We start from the raw sequence: 13,438 nt of genomic DNA, 5'->3' as shown, positions 1-13,438 counted from the left end.
AAAAAGGATGTCGCCAGGCGGCGCAGCCGTAGGCAGCGCCTCAGCCGGGCGCAACGACGCACTCACGCGCTGCAGCCAGGCCAGCAGAGATGGTCGGATAGGCAAGCTGCGCACGCAGTTCCCGCTTCATGCGACGGTTGTCGATCCGGCGCGATTCGCTCATGAAGGACAGCGTGACGGGCGACAGTCGCTCGACGATCTGCCGCCGATCGAGGCGAGGCGGCCGCGCGAGGGCGAACGTATCGGCCACCGCATCGAAGTAGTCGCCCATCTTCATGTCCGAATCGTCGCTGACGTTATACACACGACCGGGGAGCGCACGAAAGAGCGCCAGACAGGCCAGGCGAGCGAGATCCACGGCATGGATGTGGTTGGTGTGGACATCGTCTTCGGCACACAGCACCGGATCACCGCGCCGCAGCCGGTCGAGCGGCAGGCGGTCGGCCGCATAGATGCCAGGCGCGCGCAGCACCGATACCCGCACCCCTGTGCGTCCGCCAAAAGCGCGCAGACGCTGCTCTGCATCGACCCTGCGCCGCGCACGTGCCGTCTGCGCCCGACAGGGCCGCAGCTCGTCCACCCGCGCACCTGCACAATCGCCGTAAACCCCTGTCGTGCTTATGTATACGAGGGCCTGTGGTAGACTTCGGCGCGCTCCGAGCGCAGCCAGCAGGCGCTTCGTCCGCGGGTCGCCCTCACCGGCGCCGGGCGGCGGTGCAAAGTGCAGGATGGCGTCGGCGACGCCACCCAGACGGGCCAGACTGCGCGCATCATCGAGATCGGCCACGATCGGGATGGCACCGGCGGCACGCAGCGGAGCGCATGCCTCGCGGTTGCGAACGAGCGCAAAAACACGAAAACGACGCGTCAGCCAGGGCAGTGCGCGCCGGGCCACGTCGCCACTGCCAACGATCAGGACTCTTTTCATCAGGGCATTATCTCACGCACCATGAACCACCGGATTTCACTTCAGCCCGGCAACCACCAATTCGACGCCGAAGCCGGACAGACCGTGCTCGAGGCCGCGCTTGGCGCGGGGCTGCTGCTCCCGCACAGCTGCCGCGATGGCGCCTGCGGCGCCTGCAAGGGCAAGGTACTCGAAGGCGAGGTGGTACACGGCCCGCACTCCGAAGGCGCCCTCCCGGAGGCCGAGCGCGCCGAGGGCTACGCGCTGTTCTGTTGCGCGCAGCCGGTCTCGGACCTCGTCATCGAGGCACGCAATGTAAGCCGTGCGGACGACATCCCGGTGCGCAAGCTGCCCTGTCGCGTGCAGCGGCTGCAGCGCCTGGCCGACGACGTGATGCTGATCGACCTCAAGCTGCCGGCCAGCGAAGCCTTCAAGTTCCGCGCCGGCCAGTACATCGACATCCTGCTCGCCGACGGCGCCCGGCGCAGCTTCTCGATCGCCAACGCCCCGCATGACGCCGGCCACCTCGAGCTGCATGTCCGCCGCATCGATGGCGGCCGCTTCACGCGCCACGTCTTCGAGGCCATGAAGGAGAAGGAGATCCTGCGCTTCGAAGGTCCGCTCGGCAGCTTCTGGCTGCGCGAGGACTCCGCCCGACCGATCGTGATGGTGGCAGGTGGCACTGGCTTCGCACCGATCAAGGGCCTCATCGAGCATGCACTGCACATCGGCTTGCAGCGCCCGATCACGCTCTACTGGGGCGCGCGCGACCGCGCCGGGCTCTATCTCGACGCGCTCGCGCGCGACTGGGAAGGCCGCCTGCCCGGCTTCCGCTACATCCCGGTACTGTCCGACGAGAAGCCCGACGACGCCTGGACAGGACGGCGCGGCCTGGTCCACCAGGCCGTGCTCGACGACTTTGCCGACCTCTCGACACACGAGATCTACGCCTGTGGCGCACCGGCGATGATCGACGCCGCGCGCTCGAGCTTCGTCGCCAGCCGCAGCCTGCCCGAGGACGCGTTCTTCGCCGACGCCTTCACCTTCGCCCAGCCGACGAACTGAACCGCCCCACCTGGAGCGCTCGATGAGCCAGACCACCCTGCTGACCCGCGAGCCGGTCGTCAACAAGAACCGCGCCATCACGGCCAACCGCATCATCGCCCATGGCCCCAACGTGGCGTCGGTGGTCGAGGCGCTCGCGACCCAGACCGAAGTCTGGCCCAGCCATCACCCGGTGTTCGTCAGTCTCGGCCGCCTGGTGCCGACCCCGGAGCTGCTCGAGTGGGCGCTGCCCGAGAACGCCACCATCGAGATCCCGGCGCAGACCCTGGCACACCCGCAGACACAGGCGCTCATGGCTCGGCTGCAGGAAGCCGGCACGGGCATGTGCCTGACCTGGTTCTCGCCCGGCACCGCCCTGCCAGCCGGCGTGGATTGGCGTTTCGTGCTCATGGACGGGCGTCGCAACACCGCCCCTGCCGGCTCACCCGGCCTGACCATGGCCTGGGGCCTGGCCGATATCGGCGCCTTCCGCCAAGCCGTCGGTGCGGGCTTCGACGGCGCCTCGGGATGGTTCTTCCTGCACGGCAACCCGCCCGCCAAGGCCTTGAATCCCGGGCACGCACAGATCGTGCGGCTGCTCAACCTGGTCCGCAACAACAGCGAGGTGCGCGACATCGAGGCGGTGCTCAAGCAGGATGTGGCGCTGTCCTACAAGCTGCTGCGCTACATCAACTCGGCCGGTTTCGGTCTGATGTGCGAGATCCAGTCCTTCCGCCACGCAGTGAGCATCCTCGGCTACGACGCCCTGAACAAGTGGCTGTCGCTGCTGCTGGTCACGGCCAGCCGCGATCCCAGCGCGCCGGCGATGATGCAGACGGCGATCGCGCGCGGCCGCTTCATGGAGGAGGTGGGCTCGGCGTACTTCGACGCATCCGAGCGCGACAACCTGTTCATCACCGGCGCCTTCTCGCTGCTGCACCTGCTGCTCGGCACCTCCATGCAGGAAGTGCTCGAGCAGATGAACCTGCCCGCCAACGTCAGCGAAGCACTGCTCTACGGCCAGGGCGAGTTCGGCCCCTTCCTCAAGCTTGCACAAGCCTGCGAAAGCTTCGACGCCAGCACCCTCGCCAAGGTCGCGACCGACCTGCACATCCCCTTCGAGCGCATCAACCGGGCCCAGCTGCTGGGGCTGAACTTCGCCGACAGCATGCAGGCCTGAGCCGAGCCCGCACACACGCGGCCGCGGCATGGATCACGCCCGCTGCACATGGCTCGGGCTAGAATCGTGGCTCCTGCGCCATCCAACCGCCTCGCCACCGAATGCTCCCTGCCACCTTCAGTGCTTTCGAGCTGCAGCCCGTTCCGGATGGCGCATCCACCATCCTGCGCCTGCTCGCCGCAGCGGCGCCGAACTGGCCCGAGGTGGCCCTGGTCGCTGCACGCGACCCGGCACTCAGCCTGGCGCTGCTGATCGCGCGCCCGCTTGCCGCCGGAGAGCTCGACGGCGGGATCAACAGCGCCCTGCGGCGCAGGCTGGAGGATATCGGCACCGACCTGCTGCGCGCCTGGCTACTGGGTCTCGGCCACCTCGGCAACGGCAATGCCGAAGCCGGCACGAAGGCCTTGCTGCGCGCAGAGTGCGCCATGCACCTGGCGATCGAGTCCGGCTACCCGCGCCCGGACGAGGCCTATCTGGGTGGCCTGTGGCGCGGGCTGTCCCGCCCCGGCTCATGCCGCGACGGCCGCCGCCCCCCGTACCACAGCCTGATGCGTGACTGCGGCCTGCCCGCCAGCCTCGCAGACGGCCTCGAACTCGCTGGCCTGGCCGATGAACGCGCAACCGGTGCTCACCCCCTGCTCGCGCTCCTCTCCGCCGCCGACCTGCTCACCGCCGACGACTGGGAAGCGCACATCGCACGCGTCTCCGGACTCGCCGGCCTGCCAGCGGAAGCGGTGCTCAGCCTGCGCACGGATGTCGGCTACATCGTGTCGGGGCATGCCGTCTATCCGCCCGCAGGATCACCCCTGCAAACCACGCCTCACCCGCCTGCGCGGCTGTCCGACGACCCTTATCGCAGCGCAGGCATGCTGGGCCTGCTCACCGCGGCATTCGTAGACCTCGACACGGCCGCCATCAAGGCACGCCTGCAGCTGGCCTGCCCGCTGTTCGGCCTGCATACGCCCCCGGTCCTGCTCGGTGTCGACGGCGACGGACTGCTGCGCCCGCTGCTGGAGGCCGATTGCGGCAGCACCGAGGCCCTGATCGCCGAACTGAGCCTGCGCCTCGAAGACGAGGCCAGCTGCATCGCACTCAGCACGCGCAGCGAACTGCCCACCTCCTTCATTCCCGCCGGCGGCGCACCGGGGCGCAGCGTGGCCGACTGGCAGATCGCACGCTGGCTGGGCCAGCATGGTTTCCACTGCCTGCCGCTGTCCAGCGGCCACGATGCCGCAGTGGCACTCATCCCGGCGCCTTCGGAGAACGCGCTCGACAGCGAGCTGCGCTGGCGTTACGCCGCACTGCTGGGTGCCGCCGCCCGTGCACTGCGCAACGTTGCCCGCCAACGCAACGAGATCGCCGCGCGCGAGGCGATGCTGCAGCAACGCTTCCGCGAGCATGTGCGCAAGATTGCCCACGAGGCCGCCAACCCGCTGACCGTCCTCAAGAGCCGGCTCGGCATGCTCGTCCAGCAACGCCCGGAGGACGCTCCGCTGCAGGACGAAATGAGCCTGCTCAATGCCGAGCTCGACCGCATCGACAACCTGCTGCGCAGCGCCGCCGAGCTCCCCACCGACACGGCCGAGCCGCGCTACTGCCGGGTTCCCGAACTGCTCCTCGACATGCGTACGCTGTACGGCGAGCCGCTGTTCGGCAGCCGCGATCTTCAGCTCGAATTGCGCGCCGCACGCGACGTACCGACTGCCGCAATACCCGCGTCCGCACTCAAGCAAGTCCTGCTGAACCTGCTGCGCAATGCATCGGAGGCGCTGCAGCCTGGTCAGCGCCTGGTCATCTCGGTGTTTCCGCAGGTCAATGTGGACGGCCGCAACTGCCTCGAGATCCGCTTCGTCGATAACGGCCCGGGCCTGCCGACGGACCGCCTCGACGACCTCCTCAGCGCGCGCCCCAGCGCCAAGGGCGGCAACCACCAGGGCGTCGGGCTTGCCGTGGTGCGGGACATCCTCGCCCAGTGGAGCGCCACGCTACTGTGCCGGAGCCAGGCGGGCACCGGGACGAGCTTCCAGATCTTCGTTCCGCTGGAACAAACGGCCTGAGTGTTGCATCATGAGGGCGGACAACACATCTGCTTACACTGCCCTGAGAGCCATGGTCACTCCGGCTGAGCAACCGTTCCGGCCTCAGGTCGAAGGCGCTGCGGACGCTGACACCGCCACCTTCCGCATCCTCGTCGTCGATGATGATCCGGCCTTGCGCCGGACCTTTCCCCACGTGCTCGCGCGCCCGGGGCGGCTATTCGACGAGTGCGGCAGCATCGGCGAGGCCATAGACCGCCTGCTGCAGCGTCACTACGACCTCATCCTGCTCGATTACCGTCTGCCAGACGCAAATGGCCTCGCGCTGCTCGACTGGCTGGGCGACAACCAGCGTGACGAGGCCGTGGTCATCATCAGCGGCGAAGACACGATCGACGCAGCGATCGGCGCCTTGCGCAAGGGCGCCGACGACTACGTGCGCAAGCCCTACCACGTCGCCCAGCTGCAGCGGGCGGTTGACGGCGCACTGCACAAGGGTGCGCTCGAAAAGACCAACCGCCTGATGAGCCAGCGCCTCAAGGCCTCGGAGCGGCTGCATCGCTACCTGGTCGAGAGTTCGCCCGACCTCATCTTCACCCTCGACAGCGAGGGCCGCTTCAGCTACCTGAACCCACGCGTCAAGGCCCTGCTCGGCTACGAACGCAGCGCACTCATGCGGCGCCCCTTCACCACGCTGGTGATGCCCGAGGACCTCGACCGCATCTTCGGCCTGCTCAGCCAGCCGAGCAGCTTGCCGGGGGAGAGCTTCAACGTCGAACTGCGCCTGCGTCGCCACCACCCCGACGGCGATGGCGACAGCGTCACCGTATCGCTCACCGGCATTCCGATGCTCACCCACGAGAACGACCGCCGGGTCGTCGGCCTATACGGCGTGGCGCGCGACATTTCCGAACGCAAGCGCGCCGAGGAGATCATCTCCTTCCAGGCCTACCACGACCAGCTCACGCACCTGCCCAACCGCGTGCTGTTCAAGGACCGCCTGGAACTGGCCATCGCCCAGGCCCAGCGCCGTACCGGCGCACTGGCGGTGATGTTCATCGATGTGGACCGCTTCAAGCTCGTCAACGACACCTTCGGCCATGCCGAGGGCGACAACCTGCTGCGCTCGATCGCCAGCCGCCTGTCGGCAACGCTGCGCCGCGGCGACACCCTGGCCCGCCTCGGCGGCGACGAGTTCACCGTGCTGCTGCCCGACATCAACCAGCCCGAGGACGCGAAGGTCATCGCACGCAAGATCCTCGACACGCTGACGCCGCCCATCAAGCTGAGCCAGGGCGACTTCCGCGCCACGGTGAGCGTGGGCATCGCACTCTTCCCGCGCGACGGCAGCACGGCCGAAGAGCTGACGCGCAACGCCGACGTCGCGATGTACCAGGTCAAGCGCTCGGGCAAGAACGCCTTCCGCTTTTTCGACCCGGAGCTCAACAGCCGCCACCGCGACCGCATCGCACTCGAGAACGACTTGCGCAGCGCGATCGCCCGCAACGAGCTCGAGCTGCATTACCAGCCCCAGGTCAGCTTCAGCAAGCGCAGCATCGTCGGCCTGGAAGCCCTGTTGCGCTGGAACCACCCCTCGCTCGGTGCCGTGCCCCCAGGCACCTTCGTCCAGGTCGCAGAGGAGGTGGGGCTGATCGGCGAGATCAGCGCCTGGGTGCTCGAGCGCGCCTGCAACCAGATTTCCGAATGGCAGCGCAACGGCGTCGAACCCCCGCGCATGTCGATCAACCTGTCGGCGCACGACTTCCTGCGCACCGACATCGTCGACACCATCACCGCCTGCCTCGACCGCCACGAGGTCGCGCCAGAGGCGCTCGAGATCGAGATCACCGAAAGCATCATGATGAACGACACGGCCGGTGTCGCCAGCAAGGTGCGCGGCCTGCGCTCCGCGGGCCTGAGCGTGGCCATCGACGATTTCGGCACCGGCTACTCTGCGCTTGCCTACCTGCAGAAGTTCCCGGTCAGCACACTGAAGATCGACCGCAGCTTCGTGCGCGACCTGGAAGGGCCGATGACCAACCCGATCATCTCGGCGATCACCGGCATTGCGCGCGGCTTCGAACTCGACCTGGTGGCCGAGGGCGTGGAGAACATCGAGCAGGCAGACGCACTGCGCACGCTGGGCTGCGATGTCATGCAGGGCTACCTGTTCGCGCGCCCGGCACCCGCTGCCGCGGCCGAAGCCTGGCTGCGCAGCCCCGAGTTGCTGTTCGCCCAACCCCATTGAAAATGGCCGGCAAGGCCGGCCATCGATGCACGACCCCCACCGCTGCGGCGGTGGGGTAACGCGCTTTTACTTCTGCGCCATCACCCACTCGGCCAGCGCCTTGGCGTCGGCGTCATTCACCTGCGGGTTGGGCGGCATCGGCACCGGACCCCAGTTACCCGAACCGCCCTTCTGGATCTTGGCGGCGAGCACTTCGACCGCATCGCCCTGGCCTGCGTACTTGGCAGCGACATCCTTGTAGGAGGGGCCGACGAGCTTCTTGTCCACTGCATGACAGGCCATGCAGTTCTTGGCCTTGGCCAGCTCGGCGGACGCGAACGCCGGCGCAGCGGAGAGGAGACCTGCAGCAACTGCAGCAGCAACGAAAACCTTCATCTTCCTTACCTCGTGGTGTTGGTTGAGACAGCCTCGCGATGTTAACCCAGCCCGCCCCCCTTGCCTATTGATCCACCTCATAAGCAAAACGCTGTTGCGCATTAATCCACGACGAAAATCAAGGACAGCGCCACTTACTGCCTGACCTCCATCGCCTCGTCCGCACGCAGATGGGCGTGACTGGCGCGAAAAGGGTTGATGTCGAGTCCGCCGCGCCGCGTGTAGCGTGCCCACACCGCCAGCTCGCAAGGCCGGCAACGCGCCATGAGATCGCAGAACACACGCTCGACGCACTGCTCGTGGAACTCGTTGTGGTCGCGGAAGGAGACGATGTAGCGCAACAAGCCCTCGCGATCGATCGCCGGGCCGCGGTAGCGCACCACCAGCGTGCCCCAGTCGGGCTGGCCGGTCACCAGGCAGTTCGATTTCAGCAGGTGCGAGTAGAGCGTCTCGGCGACCTCCTCGCCTGCCGCAGACAGCAGGCCGGGATCGGGCTGGTAGCGATCGATACCGATATCGAGCTCATCGAGGCAGTGCCCCTCCGGATAGGCGCTGTGGCGCTGCGGCCGCGCCGAGAGCGGGACGACGGAAACGGCGACAGTCGCGCCGGCGGCAGCGGACAGGTCGCGCGCGATCGTTTGCGTCACCTCTTCAAGCGAAGCACAGCGCTGCTGGTTGAAGGCGTTGAGATAGAGCTTGAGCGATTTCGACTCGATCAGCCGGGGCGAATCTGCCGGCACGCGGAACCCGCCCAACGCTACGACCGGCTTGCCGCGGGGGTCAAGCCAGGACAGCTCGTAGGCATTCCATGAATCCTCGCCAAAGAAGGGCAGCGCGCCGACTGCGATGCCAAGCTCGGCGCGCTTGAGCTGGCGCTCGATCGGGAACAGCAGCTCGGGCGCATAGGTGTCGCGATACGCCACCGGGCGACCGAGCGGGGAGGCCTCGGCGCCGTGTGCGGGTGTGGGGGTCGGCTCGGTCATGCGAAATCCTGTGCGTTGATCTTGAGTGCCGGGAGCTTGCCGTCGAACAAGGCGTCGACATCGAGATGGCGCTCGACGGCATCGGCGAGGCGGTCTATGTCGGCCTCGCGACGCGCCGCCAGGTCCACTGCCTGCACTCGCTCCAGCCCGGCCCAGGCGAGCAGCGCGGCCAGTGCCTCCGGCGCATCGAACAACCCGTGCACATAGGTGCCGAGGATGCGGCCATCGGCGGACAGCGCGCCATCGGTACGCGCGCCGGCACCGTCATCGACCACCAGGGCCGGGCGCGACAGCGCCGGCCCTGCCGACCGCCCCATGTGGATCTCGTAGCCGGCAACTGCAGCCTGGCCGTGGTCAAGCTCCACGCTCAGACTGCCCCTCACGTTGCAAAGTTGCTTGTCGCGCTCGAGTACCGTGTCCATGTCGAGCAGACCGAGTCCGGCACTGCTGCCGGGCGGGCCCTCGAGCCCAAGCGGGTCGGCCAGTGTCTGCCCCAGCATCTGGAAGCCGCCGCAGATGCCCACCACGCGGCCGCCGTAGCGCAGGTGGCGCAGGATGGCTGCCTCCCAGCCTTGCGCACGCAGCCAGGCGAGGTCGGCCTGCACGCTCTTGGAGCCCGGCAGCACGATCAGGTCGGCGGGCGGGATCGCCTGTCCGGGCCCGACCCAGTGGAAGTCGACCTGCGGATGCAGGCGCAAGGCATCGAGATCGGTGTGATTGGAGATGCGCGGGTAGACCGGCGCCACCACCTTGAGCGCTCCGCTGCCGGCCGCCACGTCGGCGGCGGCGTCGGCGAGCCCGTCCTCGGCATCGAGAAACAGACCGTGCAGGTAGGGCATCACGCCGTACACCTTGCGCCCGGTGCGCGCCTCGAGCCAGTCCAGGCCGGACTGCAGCAGGCCGATGTCGCCGCGAAAACGGTTGATGACAAAGCCCTTCACCCGCGCCTGCTCGCTCGCGGAAAGCAGTTCCAGGGTTCCGACCAGGTGGGCGAACACACCGCCGCGGTCGATGTCGGCGACCAGCACCACCGGCACGTCGGCCGCCTCGGCAAAGCCCATGTTGGCGATGTCGCGGTCGCGCAGGTTGATCTCGGCCGGGCTGCCTGCCCCCTCCACCAGCACGGCGTGGTAGGCGGCGCACAGCCGGCCCCAGCTCTGCATCACGGCGGCCATCGCGGTGGGCTTGTAGGCGTGGTAATCGCGCGCCGACAGGTTCGCCGTGGCGCGCCCGTGGATGATGACCTGGGCGCCGATGTCGCTCGAGGGCTTGAGCAGCACCGGGTTGAAGTCGGTGTGCGGCACAACGCCGGCGGCCAGGGCCTGCAGCGCTTGGGCACGACCGATCTCGCCACCGTCGGCGGTGACCGCTGAGTTGAGCGCCATGTTCTGCGGCTTGAACGGCGCCACCTTCAGGCCGCGCCGGCGCAGCACGCGGGCCAATCCTGCCACCAGCGTGCTCTTGCCCGCATCGGAGGTCGTGCCTTGCACCATCAGGGTCAGAGGAGGAGACATCGCGTAAAATCACGTTCTTCAGGAAGGGGGCGGATTATCGCCGATTCCGCCACTGCGGGTCCCGGGCAGAGATGACCGCCCCCTGCATGCATGTCGAGGCAAGCGCCTGGACGACCAATACCGCGCGGCTGGCGCCGCTTGCTCCCACGATTGATTGAAGCGCCAAGCGCTACCCACCGCCCCATGCCGATCACGCCCTCCCTCGTCCTCACCTGCAAGCTCGCCGCCGGTGTGCTCGCCGACCGCCTGCTGGGCGAGCCACGCCGCCTGCACCCGCTCGTCGGCTTCGGCCGCTGGGCAGCTGCGGTCGAAGCCGCTGTACGCCGCATCGCCGGCGACGGGCGCCTGGCCGGCGTGCTGGCCTGGTCGGTGGCGGTACTGCCCTGGGTCGGACTCGTGCTCGTCCTGCGCGCTCTGACGCCGTGGGCGCACTGGGTGGTCGACATCGCCCTGCTCTACTTCGCACTCGGCGCGCGCAGCCTCGCCGAGCATGCCGAGGCGATCGCAGCCCCACTCGCCACCGGCGAGCTGGCGCAGGCGCGCGAGCGCGTGGGCTGGATCGTCAGCCGCGACACCGCCAGTCTGGACGCCACCGGCGTAGCCGCCGCCGGGACCGAATCGGTGCTCGAGAATGGCAACGACGCGGTGTTCGGCGCGCTGTTCTGGTTCGTCGTCGCCGGCGGCGCCGGTGCGCTGCTGTTCCGCCTGGCCAACACGCTGGATGCGAGCTGGGGCTATCGCACCCCACGCTACCTGCGCTTCGGCTGGGCGGCCGCGCGCATCGACGACCTGCTCAACCTCGTGCCTGCCCGCCTCACCGCGCTCACCTATGCTGTGCTTGGCCGCACCCGCAGTGCGCTCGCATGCTGGCGCCGCCAGGCCCCGGCCTGGGACAGCCCGAATGCCGGTCCAGTGATGGCTGCAGGCGCGGGCGCACTTGGCGTCGCCCTCGGCGGCCCCGCGGTGTACCACGGCAAGCTCGAACAGCGCCCACCGCTGGGCACCGGCGCGGCACCCGATGCGGCGACGATCCGCGCCGCCGTCGCCCTCGTGCGCCACGGCGTGCTGCTGTGGCTGGGGCTCGCACTGTTGTTCGCTCTGGCCGTGCAGGTGCATGGAGGACTGCAGGCATGATCGAACATGGCGGTCGGCTCAGGCGAGCCGCACAGCAGTACGGCATCGCGCTCACGGACTGGCTCGACCTATCCACAGGCATCAACCCGCACCCTTATCCGGTGCCGCCCATTCCGGCCGAGACCTGGCAACGGCTGCCGGAGGACGACGACGGCCTCGAAGCCGCCGCTGCAGGCTACTTCGGCACCGCTGCGCTGCTGCCGGTGGCCGGCTCGCAGCCGGCGATCCAGGCCCTGCCCCAAGTGATCCCGGGTGTGCGCGTGAGCGTGCTTGCCCCCAGCTATGCCGAGCATGCGCACGCCTGGCGCCATCACAATGCAAGCAGCTTTGCTGCCGAAGCGCTCGACGATGTCGCCGCAAGCAACGACATCGTCGTCGTGGTGCAGCCAAACAACCCCACCGGCACGCTGTTCCCACGCGAACGCCTGCTCGCCGCGCACCGCCGGCTCGCCGCACGTGGTGGCTGGCTGGTGGTCGACGAGGCCTTCATCGATACCACCCCCGAGGTCAGCCTGGCCACGCTGGCGGGCACCGACGGCCTGGTGGTGCTACGCTCGATCGGCAAGTTCTTCGGCCTCGCCGGCGCACGCGTCGGCTTCGTGCTGGCACCCGCCACAGTGCGTGCAGCACTGGCCGAACGGCTGGGCCCCTGGACCGTCAGCGGCCCGGCCCGCCATGCCGCCCGCCATGCCCTGCTGGACCGCGCCTGGCAGGACGACACTCGGCGCAGGCTGGATATGGCCGGAGCGCGCCTGGCGCGCCTGTTGCGAGACACCGGCTGCGGCCAGCCGCGCGGCCCGGCCCTGTTCAAATGGATCGCGCGCAGCGACGCCGGTGTGCTGCACGCGCGACTTGCGCAGCAAGGCATTCTCAGCCGCCTGTTCGAACACCCACCCGCCGTGCGCTTCGGCCTACCGGCCAACGAGGCGGAGTGGGCGCGCCTCGAAACTGCCCTCAGCGCCTGCGCCGCCAATACCATTGCCACGGCCAGCAGCACCTGATCCGTGCTGGTCCGCCGTCACCGCAACCCGAGGAACATCGTCGTAATGAATCAAGCATCGTCCCCCACCCGCCACATCGGCGCGTGCCTGAGCACCGCCGCCCGCGTGACGGCCACGCTGGTGCTGGCCAGTTCCGGCACCGCGCTGGCGCAGATCGAACTGACCGACGATGCCGGCAAGGTCGTGCGCCTGCAAGGCCCTGCACAGCGCATCGTCAGCCTTGCGCCGCACGTCACCGAACTCCTGTTCGCGGCCGGCGCAGGCGAGCATGTCGTCGGCGTAGTGGCCTACAGCGACTACCCCCCGGCGGCGCGCGAACTGCCCCAGGTCGGCAGCTACACCCAGGTCGACCTTGAAGCGGTGGCGAGGCTGCGCCCCGACCTGGTCGTCGGCTGGCGCAGCGGCAACCGCGGCCAGCACCTCGAGCGCCTGCAGGCGCTCGGCATCCCGATCTGGATCAACGAGCCGCGCAGCCTGGACGACGTGGCCCGCAGCCTGGAGTCCCTGGGCGCGCTGGCGGGCAGCAGCACAGTGGCCAACGCCAACGCCAGCGACTTTCGCCAGCGTCACGCCGAACTGCGCGCACGCTACAGCGAGCAAGCGCCCGTACGCACCTTCTACCAGATCTGGAATCGGCCGCTGATGACAATCAACGACGAGCACCTGATCGCAGACGTGATTCGTCTTTGCGGCGGACAGAACGTATTCGGGACGCTGCCGCAGCTGGCCCCCACCATCGGCGTTGAGGGCGTACTCGCTGCCAATCCTGAGGCGATCGTCGCCAGCGGCATGGGCGAGGCGCGCCCCGAATGGCTGGACGAATGGAAGCGCTGGCCGGCCCTGGCCGCCACGGCCGCAGACAACCTGTTCTTCGTACCGCCCGACCTGCTCCAGCGCCACACGCCGCGCATCCTCGACGGCGCACAGCAACTGTGTACGCACCTCGAGACCGCGCGCAGCCGGCGCGCCTCAGCCCAACCTGCCGCGGCGGGCACCCAGGAACGCTGAACATCGGG

At 68.6% G+C, this 13,438-nt stretch carries 11 protein-coding genes; 7 read left to right on the top strand and 4 right to left on the bottom strand.

The window, feature by feature from the left end; all coding sequences use genetic code 11:
* Nucleotides 1–40: 40 nt before the first annotated feature.
* Entirely contained in the window at nucleotides 41–928 is an 888-nt protein-coding gene (locus tag LQF09_RS03270) for an NAD-dependent epimerase/dehydratase family protein (protein ID WP_270069205.1), read from the bottom strand.
* Between the two features lie 21 nt (nucleotides 929–949).
* On the opposite strand from LQF09_RS03270, the gene LQF09_RS03265 reads away from it, so the two are divergent.
* From LQF09_RS03265 to LQF09_RS03250, 4 genes are all read left to right on the top strand, one after another.
* Nucleotides 950–1,972 (top strand): CDP-6-deoxy-delta-3,4-glucoseen reductase, encoded by a 1,023-nt coding sequence (locus tag LQF09_RS03265; RefSeq protein ID WP_270069204.1) that lies wholly within the window; start codon nucleotides 950–952, stop codon nucleotides 1,970–1,972.
* A gap of 22 nt (nucleotides 1,973–1,994) precedes the next feature.
* Complete coding sequence (locus tag LQF09_RS03260) at nucleotides 1,995–3,131, top strand: EAL and HDOD domain-containing protein (RefSeq protein ID WP_002940052.1); 1,137 nt, start codon at nucleotides 1,995–1,997, stop codon at nucleotides 3,129–3,131.
* A gap of 101 nt (nucleotides 3,132–3,232) precedes the next feature.
* Nucleotides 3,233–5,188: a sensor histidine kinase gene (locus LQF09_RS03255; RefSeq protein ID WP_002930337.1), complete on the top strand. Its 1,956-nt coding sequence runs from the start codon at nucleotides 3,233–3,235 to the stop codon at nucleotides 5,186–5,188.
* 52 nt (nucleotides 5,189–5,240) lie between these two features.
* Complete coding sequence (locus tag LQF09_RS03250) at nucleotides 5,241–7,415, top strand: EAL domain-containing response regulator (protein WP_002930336.1); 2,175 nt, start codon at nucleotides 5,241–5,243, stop codon at nucleotides 7,413–7,415.
* Between the two features lie 66 nt (nucleotides 7,416–7,481).
* Here the strand turns inward: LQF09_RS03250 and LQF09_RS03245 are convergent, their stop codons facing one another.
* From LQF09_RS03245 to LQF09_RS03235, 3 genes are all read right to left on the bottom strand, one after another.
* Nucleotides 7,482–7,790: a c-type cytochrome gene (locus tag LQF09_RS03245; protein WP_002930334.1), complete on the bottom strand. Its 309-nt coding sequence runs from the start codon at nucleotides 7,788–7,790 to the stop codon at nucleotides 7,482–7,484.
* Between the two features lie 134 nt (nucleotides 7,791–7,924).
* Entirely contained in the window at nucleotides 7,925–8,773 is an 849-nt protein-coding gene (queF, locus tag LQF09_RS03240) for an NADPH-dependent 7-cyano-7-deazaguanine reductase QueF (RefSeq protein ID WP_002930332.1), read from the bottom strand.
* On the bottom strand, nucleotides 8,770–10,287 hold the full coding sequence (locus LQF09_RS03235) for a cobyric acid synthase (RefSeq protein WP_270069203.1): 1,518 nt from the start codon (nucleotides 10,285–10,287) through the stop codon (nucleotides 8,770–8,772). The genes queF and LQF09_RS03235 overlap by 4 nt, the downstream gene beginning before the upstream one ends.
* Nucleotides 10,288–10,470: 183 nt before the next feature.
* Between LQF09_RS03235 and cbiB the strand changes: the two genes are divergently transcribed.
* From cbiB to LQF09_RS03220, 3 genes are read left to right on the top strand one after another with little or no spacing between them, the layout of a single operon-like run.
* Nucleotides 10,471–11,421, top strand: coding sequence for an adenosylcobinamide-phosphate synthase CbiB (cbiB, locus tag LQF09_RS03230; RefSeq protein WP_270069202.1), 951 nt, complete (start codon nucleotides 10,471–10,473; stop codon nucleotides 11,419–11,421).
* Nucleotides 11,418–12,422 (top strand): threonine-phosphate decarboxylase CobD, encoded by a 1,005-nt coding sequence (gene cobD, locus LQF09_RS03225; protein WP_270069201.1) that lies wholly within the window; start codon nucleotides 11,418–11,420, stop codon nucleotides 12,420–12,422. The genes cbiB and cobD overlap by 4 nt, the downstream gene beginning before the upstream one ends.
* Nucleotides 12,423–12,467: 45 nt before the next feature.
* Complete coding sequence (locus LQF09_RS03220; RefSeq protein ID WP_270069200.1) at nucleotides 12,468–13,430, top strand: cobalamin-binding protein; 963 nt, start codon at nucleotides 12,468–12,470, stop codon at nucleotides 13,428–13,430.
* Nucleotides 13,431–13,438: the final 8 nt, after the last annotated feature.

Origin of the sequence: Thauera sp. WB-2 (assembly GCF_027594845.1) — a bacterium.
GTDB lineage: Bacteria > Pseudomonadota > Gammaproteobacteria > Burkholderiales > Rhodocyclaceae > Thauera > Thauera mechernichensis.
This window is presented reverse-complemented; position numbering and strand designations above follow the sequence as displayed.

Coding starts and splice junctions, on each gene's coding strand:
- LQF09_RS03250 (WP_002930336.1), top strand. CDS start 5,241: ATGGTCACTCCGGCTGAGCAACCGTTCCGGCCTCAGGTCGAAGGCGCT.
- LQF09_RS03245 (WP_002930334.1), bottom strand. CDS start 7,790: ATGAAGGTTTTCGTTGCTGCTGCAGTTGCTGCAGGTCTCCTCTCCGCT.
- LQF09_RS03235 (WP_270069203.1), bottom strand. CDS start 10,287: ATGTCTCCTCCTCTGACCCTGATGGTGCAAGGCACGACCTCCGATGCG.
- LQF09_RS03260 (WP_002940052.1), top strand. CDS start 1,995: ATGAGCCAGACCACCCTGCTGACCCGCGAGCCGGTCGTCAACAAGAAC.
- cbiB (WP_270069202.1), top strand. CDS start 10,471: ATGCCGATCACGCCCTCCCTCGTCCTCACCTGCAAGCTCGCCGCCGGT.
- LQF09_RS03265 (WP_270069204.1), top strand. CDS start 950: ATGAACCACCGGATTTCACTTCAGCCCGGCAACCACCAATTCGACGCC.
- queF (WP_002930332.1), bottom strand. CDS start 8,773: ATGACCGAGCCGACCCCCACACCCGCACACGGCGCCGAGGCCTCCCCG.
- LQF09_RS03220 (WP_270069200.1), top strand. CDS start 12,468: ATGAATCAAGCATCGTCCCCCACCCGCCACATCGGCGCGTGCCTGAGC.
- LQF09_RS03270 (WP_270069205.1), bottom strand. CDS start 928: ATGAAAAGAGTCCTGATCGTTGGCAGTGGCGACGTGGCCCGGCGCGCA.
- LQF09_RS03255 (WP_002930337.1), top strand. CDS start 3,233: ATGCTCCCTGCCACCTTCAGTGCTTTCGAGCTGCAGCCCGTTCCGGAT.
- cobD (WP_270069201.1), top strand. CDS start 11,418: ATGATCGAACATGGCGGTCGGCTCAGGCGAGCCGCACAGCAGTACGGC.